An 11,771-nucleotide genomic window follows, 5' to 3' on the forward strand; every position below is an offset into this window, starting at 1 on the left:
GCTCCTGACACTCCTGTAACGATCACAAAACGCATAGTCTCTCTTCCTTTCCATTTCTTCTTCCGTTATCTGTAAAGCGTACATACGCATTCCTGTTCCCTCTGTTTCATATCCTGGGTATCTGAAAGCCGGGCTACGCTGAGGCTTTTAGGTCTGTGCGATCGGATCCACAGACAAGTAAGTGGTATAATTATTTTGAAAACGATGTACCAGAAATGGTCATCAGGCTTCAAAATCACCCAGGAACTTCACCTCCGGTTCCAGCGTAACTCCATATTTCTTATAAACGATATCCCTGACATTATCCATCAGCGTGCGGACATCCCTGGCAGTTGCACCGCCTGCATTGATCACAAAGCCACAGTGTTTCTCAGAAACCTGTGCACCACCTACCTGATATCCAGCAAGACCGCTGTCCATGATCAGCTTACCTGCAAAATATCCCTCCGGTCTCTTAAAGGTACTTCCAGCACTGGGATACTCCAACGGCTGTTTGGTGGTACGACGGATCGTCAGATCTTTCATGGTCTCACGGATCACTTCCGGATTTCCCTCCTTCAGCTGTAGCTTTGCTTCCAGCACGATATAACCTGCGGTTTTGATGATGCTGGTACGATATCCCAATTCCAGTTTATCTGCCGGAAGGGTAACGATCTCTCCCTCCTCATCCATCACAGTTACCTCTGTGAGAACATCCTTCATCTCGCCGCCATAGGCACCTGCATTCATCACAACCGCACCGCCCATAGTTCCCGGGATCCCGCCTGCAAACTCAAAGCCTGTAAGAGCTGCATTTTTTGCTGCTGCTGCCACCGATGAAAGCAGCGCACCTGCCTGTACGGTGATCTCTGTTCCTTCTACGGTAACGGCAGACATATTTTTGTAGATCTGGATAACCGCGCCACGATAACCGCCGTCTCCTACCAGAAGATTACTTCCGTTTCCGAGGATAAAATAAGGGATCGCACTTTCTTTACAGATTTTTACGATACGCCCCACATCTGTGTCTTTATCCGGCATCAAAAAATAATCCGCCGGACCTCCGATCTTAAAAGTTGTATGACGGCTCATTGCTTCGCCTGTAAAAACACGTTCTTCTCCAAGAAGATCGCAGAACTTTTTTATGATTTCTGAATTCACTTTTTATTTCCTCAGTCTTTCTGTTTTATTTCTGTAAAGCAGACATTACTGTTCCGCCTTGACTCATGCTCATGAACTGGATCTGTCCGTGATCTGCGCTCAATTTCTCATTTGCTGTCAGCTGTGTGAAACGTTTCCGGCTGACAGTATATCCCGCACAACTTCTCCCGCCAGCAGATATCCCGCAGTCCCTGTCACAAAGGAAATATTTCCTTCGGCAGGCTTCTTCACCATAGTTCTTCTCCGTCTGAAAAGCTTTTCTTTTGCCGGTTGTTCTCTGGAATACAGTACTTTGAGTTTACGTATTCCCTGTTTACGCAGTTCTTTTTTTATGATCCTGGCCGCCGGGCATACTGTGGTCCTGCTGATATCCGCAACCTCAAGTCTAGACGGGTCTATCTTGTCCCCGATGTCCAGGCAGGAGATCACAGGCACACGTCCCTCCCTTGCTCTGCTGATCAGAAGCAGTTTTGACGACAGTGTTCCCATTGTATCCACAATATAATCAAAGGAACGCAATTCAAACATTCCCGCAGTCTCCTCATTATAAAAGGTTTCGTAGGTATGCACCAAAATATTCTCATCAATATCCCGGATTCTCTTCTTGGCCGCCTCTACCTTGCTCATTCCCAGAGTAGAATGAAGTGCCAGCACCTGGCTTCCGATATTCGTCAATGTGATCTTTTCATGATCGATCAGTGTCAGACTCCCCACACCGCAGCGCGCAAGTGACTCTGCCACCTGTGATCCGGCTCCGCCAAGACCGAATACTGCAATTTTCGCCCTGCTGAGTTTTTTTACACCTGTATTTCCAACGAGCAATTCCATACGTGAAAAAGCATCCTGCATATCCGTCCTCCTGACACTGTTTTTTCTTTTGATTGAGAAAGACAGCGCCTGTCCGCCGCTGTCTATATTCTTTTTTATTATACTATCTCTGTCCGTAAATGTACAGATATTCTTGTTTTTTAAGATTTTCGCATAAAAAATTTATATTTTCTCATACTATTCCCATACAATCCCACAAGGAGGTTCTGTCCATGCTTCAACAGCTGATTCTGTGCTTTATCGGTTTCTGTGCCGGGATCATCGTTGCAGGAGGTGTCTCCGGACTGCTGATCGGCCTTTCCATTGTTCCCCGCTATGCAGGTATCACGCATACAGCTGACCAGATTTTTCTTTATGAAGATCTGACACTTCTGGGAACAGTTGCCGGAACCGTGGTCACCCTGTTTCCGATCAGAATTCCGCTGGGACCTTTTTTCCTGGCTGTCTGCGGAGTATTTTTCGGAATTTTCCTGGGCGGCTGGATCCTTGCACTGGCAGAAATCGCAAAAGTCTTTCCCGTCTTTGCCAGACGGCTGAAGCTCTCTCAGGGGCTTTCTCCGGTAATAATTTCCATTGCTGCCGGAAAAGCCCTGGGCTCCCTGTTTTATTATGCCATGAGCTGGATGTAATTCTTACTGTCACTCTACCATCTCACGAAAGGATTTTCCATATGCAAAATATCAACAAAAAAAAATATGAACAATATGTCAAGCAGCTTACTCCCACCCACAGTCTGCCGCTGAATATGGCAAAAGCTTTTCTCACAGGCGGACTGATCTGTCTTCTTGGACAGGTTATCTTAAACACAGCACAGGCTCTCGGTGCAGATGCTTCCGATTCCAGAACCTGGTGTTCTGTCATTCTCATTCTCTTAAGCGTCCTTCTCACAGGCTTTGGTATTTATCCCAAAATCGGCAAATTCGGCGGTGCAGGAAGTCTTGTTCCCATTACCGGATTCGCCAACTCAGTGGCTGCATCCGCCATTGAGTTCCGGGCAGAAGGACAGGTTTTCGGCATAGGGTGCAAGATCTTTACTATTGCAGGTCCTGTGATCCTCTACGGCATCTTAAGCGCCTGGGGACTGGGTGTGATCTATTATATCCTGAAGATCCTGGAGGTGATATCATGAGCAAAAATCTCAGACTTGGCGCAGCCAGCATTGCATTTTCACAGCCTTTGTATATCGAAAGCGCCGCATCCATCGTCAGTCAGAAAGAGGCGGACGGTCCTCTTGGAGATCTTTTTGACCTGGTCTGTGAAGATCCCATGTTTGGCTGTGACACCTGGGAATCTGCGGAAAGCACACTGCAGAAAGAAACTGCCACTCAGGCCATAAGCAAAGCCGGACTGAGCTCCGAAGATATCCATCTGATGTTCGCCGGAGATCTTCTCGCTCAGACATCAGCCACCTGTTTCGGCTCCGCTGGACTTGGAATTCCCTTTTACGGTCTTTACGGCGCCTGCTCCACCATAGGGGAAGCACTTTCTCTCGGTTCCCTTGCTCTGACCGCCGGATTCGGCACACGGGTCTTATGTGCCACCTCCAGCCATTTCGCAAGTGCGGAAAAAGAATTTCGTTTTCCCCTGGGATACGGAAACCAGCGGCCGTTTTCTGCCACCTGGACAGTAACCGGAAGCGGTGCCTGTATCCTAAGTACATCTCCTCCCGGAGAAAAAGCTCCTCTGCGCTCCGGCAAAGGCTGTGCTGCTATCACCGGCCTTACTGCCGGCCGTGTGATGGATTACGGTCTCAGGGATTCCATGAACATGGGAGGCTGTATGGCTCCTGCAGCCTGCGATACCATTGCACGAAGCTTTTCGGATTTCGGGCGGACGCCTTCGGATTATGATGCCGTCTTTACCGGGGATCTGGGGATCATCGGGCAGAAAATTCTCCTGGATCTTCTGGAGGAACAAAATATCCGGCTTTCTCCCATTCATAAAGACTGCGGTATCCTGATCTATGACAATCCTTCTCAGGACACCCACTCAGGAGGAAGCGGCTGCGGCTGTTCTGCTGTAGTCCTTGCCTCCTATATCCTTCCGAAGATTGTATCCGGAGAATGGAAGCGGATCCTTTTTGTACCAACAGGAGCGCTTCTTTCCAAAGTAAGCTTTAATGAAGGTGACAGTATTCCGGGTATTGCCCACGGAGTTGTCATCGAGCATATGGAGGTATGAGCATGGATTACTTTAACGCATTCTGGTTCGGCGGCCTTGTCTGTGCCCTGATCCAGATCCTTCTAGACAAGACAAAGCTGATGCCTGGCCGTGTGATGGTACTTCTGGTATGCAGCGGCGCCCTGTTAAGTGCCGTTGGCGTCTACCGGCCGCTGGTGGATTTTGCAGGTGCCGGGGCCTCCGTCCCGCTGATCGGTTTCGGACATGTATTATGGGAGGGTATGAAAAAAGCCATTGAAGAAGACGGCATCCTTGGGCTTTTTACAGGAGGCTTCACTGCCTGTGCTGCCGGAGTTTCCTCCGCCCTGATCTTCTCTTATCTGGCCAGTCTCTTCTTCCGTCCAAAAATGAAAAAATAATATTCCGGGAAAGGAGTTTTTTCTCATGAGTGATACTCTTTATCTGCAGCTGGATCAGAACATTGAAGTCACCAACCCACATGTATATCTTCAGGATATCGCTGCACTTTCCATGAGTGACCCCAAAATCCTCAATCGTCTGCGGGTCATGCCTGTGATCGTTCTGGATGTGAAAAAGCCCGGACGCTATGTGATGTCTGTCTCGGATCTTCTGAAAAAGATCCAGAAGCTGGAACCCTCCATTGATATTTCTCCCATCGGGGAAACGGATTTTATCATCACCTACCGCATCAGCTCTGCCACAGGGAAAATTTTCCGGTATGTGAAAATCCTTTTTGTATGCCTGGTTTCCTTTTTCGGCGCCGCTTTTTCCATTATGACCTTTAATAATGACGTAGATATGGGCAGCCTTTTTAGCCAGTTTTACACTCTTGTTACGGGAAAAAGTTCCTCCGGCTTTACCATCCTGGAGATTTCCTACTCCATCGGGATCGGCCTCGGCGTACTGATCTTCTTTAATCATTTCGGGCATCTGAAGCTAAGCGATGATCCCACACCTATGCAGGTGCAGATGCGGACCTATGAGGATGATGTAAACCGGACACTGATCGAACAGGCTGCACGAACAGAAAATCCAGAAACTGACTCATAACCAGAGCCCACTCTCATATCCGTACAATTCCGCCGCCTGTCGCACAAAAAAAGCTCCCTGCAGATTTCTCTGCAAAGAGCTTTTTTATATAATATGGGTTTACTTTTTTTCTGAAATGATATTTACAGAAGTCCTCCGATGGATAAGAACAGAGGAGCAAATACCAGTGATACAATAGTCATAAGCTTGATCAGGATGTTAATGGAAGGCCCTGATGTATCTTTGAACGGATCGCCGACTGTATCGCCGACAACGGCTGCTTTGTGCGCCTCGCTGCCTTTTCCGCCATGATGACCTGTCTCGATGTATTTTTTTGCATTATCCCATGCACCACCTGCGTTGGACATGAAGATCGCCATCAGTACACCTGTTACAAGAGCACCGGAAAGAAGTCCTCCAAGAGCCTCAACGCCAAGAACAACACCTACGATAACCGGAACAACGACCGCCATGATTCCAGGAAGCATCATTTCGTGAAGAGCTGCTGTTGTGGAGATCGCAACGCATGATTTGTAATCCGGTTTCTCGGTACCCTTCATGATACCCGGTTTCTCACGGAACTGGCGTCTTACTTCCTCGATCATCTTGTAAGCAGCCTTGGAAACGGATTCCATTGTGAAGGCCGAGAAGAGGAATGTAAGCATACCACCGATAAAGATACCGATCGTAACACGAGGAGCAAGGATATTGATCGCATCCAGATTTACTGCATTCGCATAAGATACAAACAGAGCAAGCGCTGTAAGAGCTGCGGAACCGATCGCGAAGCCTTTACCCATAGCTGCTGTTGTGTTACCTACAGAATCAAGCTTATCTGTGATCTCACGAACTGACTCATCCAGACCTGACATCTCTGCAATACCACCGGCATTGTCAGCGATGGGTCCATACGCGTCAACGGCAACTGTGATTCCTGTTGTGGAAAGCATACCAACTGCTGCAAGAGCGATTCCGTATAATCCATCCACACCGTATGCTACAAAAATACCAACACAGATCAGCAGGATTGGGAATGCTGTAGATTTCATACCTACTGCGATACCACTGATGATAGTTGTAGCTGCACCTGTCTCAGACTGCTCGCCGATTCCCTGAACCGGTTTGTAATCTGCAGATGTGTAATACTCTGTAATGTTTCCGATGATGACACCGACAACAAGACCTGCGATCACAGCAATGGCTGCCTTCATGTCTCCGAAGAGAGTCTTGCTGAGGATCAGGGACACGATGATAACAAGTGCTGCAGATACATAGCTTCCTCTTGTGAGGGCTTTCTGCGGATTGGAATTATCATCACCTTTTACAAAGAATGTTGCAATGATGGATGCGATCAGTCCACAGCCTGCAATAGCCAGCGGATAAAGAACACCGGAAACTGCTCCGGCTACCGCACCAAGTGTAAGGGCAGATACCAGAGATCCTACATAGGACTCAAAAAGGTCTGCACCCATACCGGCAACATCACCTACGTTATCACCTACGTTATCTGCGATAACAGCCGGGTTACGAGGGTCATCCTCCGGGATTCCTGCCTCAACCTTACCTACAAGGTCAGCTCCTACGTCAGCTGCTTTTGTATAGATTCCACCACCAACACGTGCAAACAGTGCGATGGAAGAAGCACCAAGGCTGAATCCAGAAAGTACGTCAACGTTCTTTGTGATGATATACACAACGCTGACACCCAGTGCACCAAGACCTGCAACACACATACCCATAACAGCACCGCCGGAGAATGCAATGGAAAGAGGCTTGTTCATTCCTCCCTCTTTTGCTGCATTTGCTGTTCTTACATTAGCCTTTGTTGCAACGGTCATACCGCAGTATCCTGCGATTGTTGAAAACAGAGCACCTACTACGAAGCAGATTGCTGTTACCCAGCTTCCAACTCCGATTCCGATCAGTACAAAAAGTACGGCTACAAAAATAACCAGGATCTTGTACTCTGCTGTTAAGAAGGCGCGGGCACCTTCTGCGATCGCACCTGCGATCTCCTTCATTCTGTCTGTTCCTGCATCCTGCTTGCTGACCTTCGCTGCAAGGTATGCTGCGAACAGAAGTGCCAGTACTGCTGCCACCGGCACCAAATACATGTAGTTTTCCACTCTTTTTACCTCCGTTCATGTATTGTTAATACTTTATCACATTATTTTGCATATTTCAAATAGAATTTTCACTTAGTTTTTTGTTAATATTGTGATATAATAAAATTTTATATAAACGAAGTAAAATTTTTTTATATTATTGCTCGCATTTTTTCAGTTTCAGACAGCTTATATAATAGGAAGTTTTTTTATATCTCTATTTGGACAAAATTTCCATTTTTCTTTCCAGAAGATTTTTTTCCAATAATTGTTTTTCTGCATTTTCGAATCCAATTCGTTCTATAGTCTCGGCAAAACGTTCTCCCTTTAATCCCTGGTCCTTAAAAAGCAGGATTGCCTTCTCAATAACATCCAGTGCCTCTTCCTCTGACGTAAAGATCCGGTTCAGGGCCTTTCCATGAGAAATTTTCTTTCCCCAGCGTCCACCGATATAGATCTTGAATCCGTAGGTACCGTCCGGGATGGAATGGAATGGACATTTTCCCACACACCTTCCGCAGTGTCTGCAAAGCTCCTCATCAATGTGCAGTTTCCCGTCAACGACTTTCGCCACTTTGTTTGGACATGCAGCTTCAATGGCACATTTTTTGCAGCCCTTGCATGCCTCGCTGTCAAAGTGCGGGATCCTCTGTCCGATGATCCCCACATCATTCAGATTTGGTTTCACACAGTTATTCGGGCATCCGCCTACTGCGATCTTAAATTTATGCGGCAGTGCAACCTGACGGTAGCCTTTATAGAATCTCCGGAAAATCTCTTCTGAAATTGCATAGGAATCCAGAAGTCCATACTGACAGGTGGTTCCCTTGCAGGATACTACCGGTCGGACCTTTGCTCCTGTTCCTCCTGTCTCCAGACCTTCCTTCGCAATAAATTCCTGAAACTCTTCGATCTTTTCGTAGGGGATTCCCTGGATCTCCACGGAAAGCCTGGTCGTGTAGGTAAGATTTCCGTTGCCGAATTTCTCTGCTGCTTCCGCCATACATCTATGCTGTGCCGCTGTCACCTTTCCGTTTACAGTGATCACCCGTGCAGAAAATTCATCGGTTCCCCGGTTATTCAAAAACCCCTGCCCCTTCAGTCTTTTCTCTTCCTCTTTGCTTACAGTTAATGCTGACATATTTCCTCCTCCTGGTCTCACCGGCATTCCGATACTTTCCCACGGTATCGTTGCCCTGTATTTTGCAATGTTGAAATCGTTTTCACGTACTTCCTACTATACCACTTGAAGATGTATTTGAGAAATGATATTATTTTATAAAAATGATAGGTTTTACCTATATACTAATTTACAATAAAAGGAGATTCCATATGACCATCCGCCATCTCACTGTTTTTGCGGCCGTTGCGGAACAGGGCTCCATGAGTGCTGCTGCCAAACATCTTTATCTTTCCCAGCCAACAGTCAGTCAGGCCATCCGTGAGCTGGAAGCTCATTATAACGGCCTTCTCTTTGAACGTCTTGGAAAAAAGCTTTATCTCACAGAACGGGGAAAGCTTCTTCTTCCCCATGCCCGTGAAATGATCCGCCAGTTTCAGCAGCTGGAAGAGCTGATGCAGAACCAGGGACAGTCTTCCACGCTGAAGCTTGGCTCCACCCTCACTGTGGGAACCTGCCTGACCCCATCCATTATCCTGGATCTGCAGAAAAAAATCCCGGACCTTGACGTTTACTCCTTTGTCACCAACACGCAAAATATCGAACAGAAGCTTCTGCGTTCTGAGCTGGACGCTGCTGTGGTAGAAGGTGAGATCCATTCCCCGGACCTTGTCGTTCTTCCCATCATCGACGACTGTCTGGTCCTTGCCACCGGAAAAAAGCATCCGTTTTACCGCAGAGGACGCATCCATGTCCAGGAGCTAAACAACCAGAAATTTGCAGTCCGGGAATATGGAAGCGGTACCAGACAGCTTTTTGAGGATTACACCCTTCGCCATGATCTGAAAATCCGGACTGCCTGGGAAGCCAACAGTCCGCGGGCACTGCTGAACGCAGTGCTGTATAACCAGATGCTCTCTGTTATGTCCATCCGTCTTATGCATCATGAGATCCGTCACCGTTCAGTCCGGGTCTTCTGCAACGAAGCAGGGGAATGGAACCGGAAATTCAAGCTGGTCTATCACAAGAATAAGTTTCTTACCCCTGCTATCTTTGAGCTGGAAAAGATCCTTCACACCTATCAGCAGCTGGAACTGCCCTCTGTCATGGGTGTTCTGGAACAGGAATAAGCAGGGGACTTACCTGATCCAGTAAAAAAACGGCCGCACATATCGCTTTTACGATATGTACAGCCGTTTTTCGTTTTTTCTCACCCGACAGGGTCGGATCTTTTTTTGAACCGGATATTTAGTTTGATTCGTTAAACACGTTTTTATCCAGTGCACCGTTCTGGTGTGCAACGATGGTTGTGCAGACTGCATCACCGGTAATGTTAACCGCTGTTCTGGTCATATCCAGGATACGGTCAATACCCATGATCAGACCAATTGCCTCAACCGGAAGTCCTACAGAGTTAAATACCATGGTCAGAGTAACAAGACCAACACTTGGTACACCGGCAGTTCCTACGGAAGCAAGGGTTGCAGTTCCGATAACTGTCACATAATCCATCGGACTTAAGTGGATACCGAAGGCCTGTGCCGCAAATACTACGGCAACACCCTGCATGATAGAGGTACCGTCCATGTTGATGGTAGCTCCAAGAGGAATGGTGAATGAAGAAATCTTCTTGGAAACACCCACTTTTTTGGACAGGGTATCAATGGACATCGGGATCGTGGCATTGGATGTAGCTGTTGAGAATGCAAATGCCATAACCGGGAAAAATTTCTTGATGAATTTTATCGGATTCAGTCCTGTGAAGATCTTCAGCAGGATCTGGTATACGCCGAAGCACTGGATTGCCAGTGCAAGGAGAACACCGATCATATATTTTGCCAGCGGGATAAATGCGCTGAAACCGATGTTTGCAAAGGTTCTGCTGATAAGGCAGAATACACCGATCGGTGCAAGTGCCATGATCATCATGGTCATCTCCATCATGATGTCATTGAACTGGCTGAAAAAGTTCGCTACTGTCTCTGCTCGCTCTCCCATTTTCGCAAGGATCACACCCACGATCAGGGCAAATACGATAACCTGAAGCATGGTTCCGCTTGCCAGGGAATTGATCGGATTGTCCGGAATGATATTCAGGATGGTATCCGTAAGAGAGGTAGCCTCCATAGTCTCCACAGAGGAAGCGGAGGACTGAATAGAGCTCATATCAAGTCCCACACCCGGATTGATCAGATTACCTACCGTCAGAGCAACCGAAACAGCCAGAGCTGTAGTCGCCAGATAAAATACCAGTGTTCTCACACCTACGGTTCCAAGCTTCTTGGTATCACCGATGGACATACTTCCGCAGACAAGGGAACAGAATACCAACGGTACAACCAGCATTTTCATCAGACGGATAAATCCCTGTCCGATCACATAAAGGATTCCCTCCACGATCACATCTTTCTTGAAGCTGCTGTCAGGAACCAGGTAACAGAGAATGATTCCCAGTATCGCACCTGCGATCAGCGCCACAAAGATCTTCGTGGTAAGGCCCATTTTCTTTTTCTGCTGTGTTTTCTCTTTTATATTTTTCTCTTTCATTCTAGTCCTCCGCTCTTTCATCCATATATTCTTTCAGCGATGCTTTCCAGTCCGGCATATCATACACTTCAATAATACGGAGGATAAAATTATCAAGGACGGCATATGGCGGTCTGACAGAAGAAAGATCTGACTGCTCTGTCGGCACGGATCTCAGTTCGATCTCCTTTCCTGCAAGGCGAAGGATCTCGGTTGCAAACTCATAACGGTTGCATACACCGCTGCAGGTTACGTGATAAGTTCCATATTCGTTGGTATCGATAAGATACAGGATCATTCTTGCCAGATCCTTGGCGCTGGTCGGTGATCCGAACTGATCCGAAGCAACGGAAAGCGCCTGGCCTTTTTCTGCTGTCTCCAGCACACGGTTTACAAAATTGTTTCCGCCTTTTCCGTATACCCAGTTGCTTCGGATAATGAAATGTTTGTGTGTAAACTCTTTTACATAGTTCTCTCCGGCTCTCTTGGAACGGCCGTAAACAGTCAGCGGATTGGTATCGTCAAACTCTGTATACGGTTTTTTGCTCTTTCCGTCGAAAACATCATCTGTGGAAAGCTGGACGATCTTTGCCCCGCATTTTCTTGCCACGATGCTTAAGTTTCTTGCTCCCAGTGCGTTGACACGGTATGCATGTTCCGGATTCTTCTCACACTCATCGGTATCTGTGATACCGGTGCAGTTGATGATCACATCCGGACGGTTAATGGAACCGAAGTTGATCACTTCATCTGTGTCTGTGATATCCAGCTCATCAAGATCTGTGTTCAGAGTCTCGATCTGCATTGGATCCAGAACATCATTCAGTGCCCGTCCGATCTGTCCGTTGGCACCTGCGATCCATACTTTTAACATCTTTCTA

General features: G+C 47.3%; 12 protein-coding genes. 6 read left to right on the top strand and 6 right to left on the bottom strand.

From position 1 onward, the window contains the following. Positions 1 to 222: 222 nt before the first annotated feature. Entirely contained in the window at positions 223 to 1,140 is a 918-nt protein-coding gene (murB, locus tag AB5026_RS07065) for a UDP-N-acetylmuramate dehydrogenase (protein ID WP_021650759.1), read from the bottom strand. A 117-nt stretch (positions 1,141 to 1,257) separates the two neighbouring features. Next, on the bottom strand, positions 1,258 to 1,989 hold the full coding sequence (locus AB5026_RS07070) for a ThiF family adenylyltransferase (protein ID WP_044961026.1): 732 nt from the start codon (positions 1,987 to 1,989) through the stop codon (positions 1,258 to 1,260). Between the two features lie 191 nt (positions 1,990 to 2,180). Between AB5026_RS07070 and AB5026_RS07075 the strand changes: the two genes are divergently transcribed. The 5 genes from AB5026_RS07075 to AB5026_RS07095 are packed head-to-tail and all read left to right on the top strand — an operon-like array spanning position 2,181 to position 5,160. Then, on the top strand, positions 2,181 to 2,597 hold the full coding sequence (locus AB5026_RS07075; RefSeq protein ID WP_015526908.1) for a stage V sporulation protein AB: 417 nt from the start codon (positions 2,181 to 2,183) through the stop codon (positions 2,595 to 2,597). Positions 2,598 to 2,638: 41 nt separating this feature from the next. Further along, complete coding sequence (locus AB5026_RS07080; protein WP_092069540.1) at positions 2,639 to 3,097, top strand: SpoVA/SpoVAEb family sporulation membrane protein; 459 nt, start codon at positions 2,639 to 2,641, stop codon at positions 3,095 to 3,097. Beyond that, the gene (locus AB5026_RS07085) at positions 3,094 to 4,149 is read left to right on the top strand and encodes a stage V sporulation protein AD (RefSeq protein WP_092069537.1); all 1,056 of its coding nucleotides are present in this window, start codon (positions 3,094 to 3,096) and stop codon (positions 4,147 to 4,149) included. The genes AB5026_RS07080 and AB5026_RS07085 overlap by 4 nt, the downstream gene beginning before the upstream one ends. A gap of 2 nt (positions 4,150 to 4,151) precedes the next feature. Beyond that, positions 4,152 to 4,508: a SpoVA/SpoVAEb family sporulation membrane protein gene (locus tag AB5026_RS07090; protein WP_059085334.1), complete on the top strand. Its 357-nt coding sequence runs from the start codon at positions 4,152 to 4,154 to the stop codon at positions 4,506 to 4,508. Between the two features lie 25 nt (positions 4,509 to 4,533). Continuing rightward, positions 4,534 to 5,160: a stage V sporulation protein AA gene (locus AB5026_RS07095; protein ID WP_059085333.1), complete on the top strand. Its 627-nt coding sequence runs from the start codon at positions 4,534 to 4,536 to the stop codon at positions 5,158 to 5,160. A gap of 122 nt (positions 5,161 to 5,282) precedes the next feature. On the opposite strand, the gene AB5026_RS07100 is transcribed toward AB5026_RS07095, so the two are convergent. Beyond that, entirely contained in the window at positions 5,283 to 7,265 is a 1,983-nt protein-coding gene (locus tag AB5026_RS07100) for a sodium-translocating pyrophosphatase (RefSeq protein ID WP_368213025.1), read from the bottom strand. A 196-nt stretch (positions 7,266 to 7,461) separates the two neighbouring features. After that, the gene (locus AB5026_RS07105; protein ID WP_021977051.1) at positions 7,462 to 8,385 is read right to left on the bottom strand and encodes a 4Fe-4S binding protein; all 924 of its coding nucleotides are present in this window, start codon (positions 8,383 to 8,385) and stop codon (positions 7,462 to 7,464) included. A 191-nt stretch (positions 8,386 to 8,576) separates the two neighbouring features. Between AB5026_RS07105 and AB5026_RS07110 the strand changes: the two genes are divergently transcribed. Further along, positions 8,577 to 9,494: a LysR family transcriptional regulator gene (locus AB5026_RS07110; RefSeq protein ID WP_368213026.1), complete on the top strand. Its 918-nt coding sequence runs from the start codon at positions 8,577 to 8,579 to the stop codon at positions 9,492 to 9,494. 118 nt (positions 9,495 to 9,612) lie between these two features. Here AB5026_RS07110 and AB5026_RS07115 read toward each other — a convergent pair whose 3' ends face one another. Then, positions 9,613 to 10,911: a dicarboxylate/amino acid:cation symporter gene (locus AB5026_RS07115; RefSeq protein WP_015526900.1), complete on the bottom strand. Its 1,299-nt coding sequence runs from the start codon at positions 10,909 to 10,911 to the stop codon at positions 9,613 to 9,615. Position 10,912: 1 nt separating this feature from the next. Further along, a complete protein-coding gene (gene rfbD / locus AB5026_RS07120) occupies positions 10,913 to 11,764 on the bottom strand; it encodes a dTDP-4-dehydrorhamnose reductase (RefSeq protein ID WP_015526899.1) in 852 nt (283 codons plus the stop codon). Positions 11,765 to 11,771: the final 7 nt, after the last annotated feature.

Source organism: Blautia sp. RTP21359st1_E11_RTP21359_211015 (genome assembly GCF_040910705.1).
Lineage (GTDB): Bacteria > Bacillota > Clostridia > Lachnospirales > Lachnospiraceae > Blautia_A > Blautia_A fusiformis.

What these genes read in the sequence shown, in the direction of transcription:
- AB5026_RS07070 (WP_044961026.1), bottom strand. Translation starts at nt 1,989, where the DNA reads ATGCAGGATGCTTTTTCACGTATGGAATTGCTCGTTGGAAATACAGGT.
- AB5026_RS07075 (WP_015526908.1), top strand. Translation starts at nt 2,181, where the DNA reads ATGCTTCAACAGCTGATTCTGTGCTTTATCGGTTTCTGTGCCGGGATC.
- AB5026_RS07080 (WP_092069540.1), top strand. Translation starts at nt 2,639, where the DNA reads ATGCAAAATATCAACAAAAAAAAATATGAACAATATGTCAAGCAGCTT.
- AB5026_RS07085 (WP_092069537.1), top strand. Translation starts at nt 3,094, where the DNA reads ATGAGCAAAAATCTCAGACTTGGCGCAGCCAGCATTGCATTTTCACAG.
- AB5026_RS07090 (WP_059085334.1), top strand. Translation starts at nt 4,152, where the DNA reads ATGGATTACTTTAACGCATTCTGGTTCGGCGGCCTTGTCTGTGCCCTG.
- AB5026_RS07095 (WP_059085333.1), top strand. Translation starts at nt 4,534, where the DNA reads ATGAGTGATACTCTTTATCTGCAGCTGGATCAGAACATTGAAGTCACC.
- AB5026_RS07105 (WP_021977051.1), bottom strand. Translation starts at nt 8,385, where the DNA reads ATGTCAGCATTAACTGTAAGCAAAGAGGAAGAGAAAAGACTGAAGGGG.
- AB5026_RS07110 (WP_368213026.1), top strand. Translation starts at nt 8,577, where the DNA reads ATGACCATCCGCCATCTCACTGTTTTTGCGGCCGTTGCGGAACAGGGC.
- AB5026_RS07115 (WP_015526900.1), bottom strand. Translation starts at nt 10,911, where the DNA reads ATGAAAGAGAAAAATATAAAAGAGAAAACACAGCAGAAAAAGAAAATG.
- rfbD (WP_015526899.1), bottom strand. Translation starts at nt 11,764, where the DNA reads ATGTTAAAAGTATGGATCGCAGGTGCCAACGGACAGATCGGACGGGCA.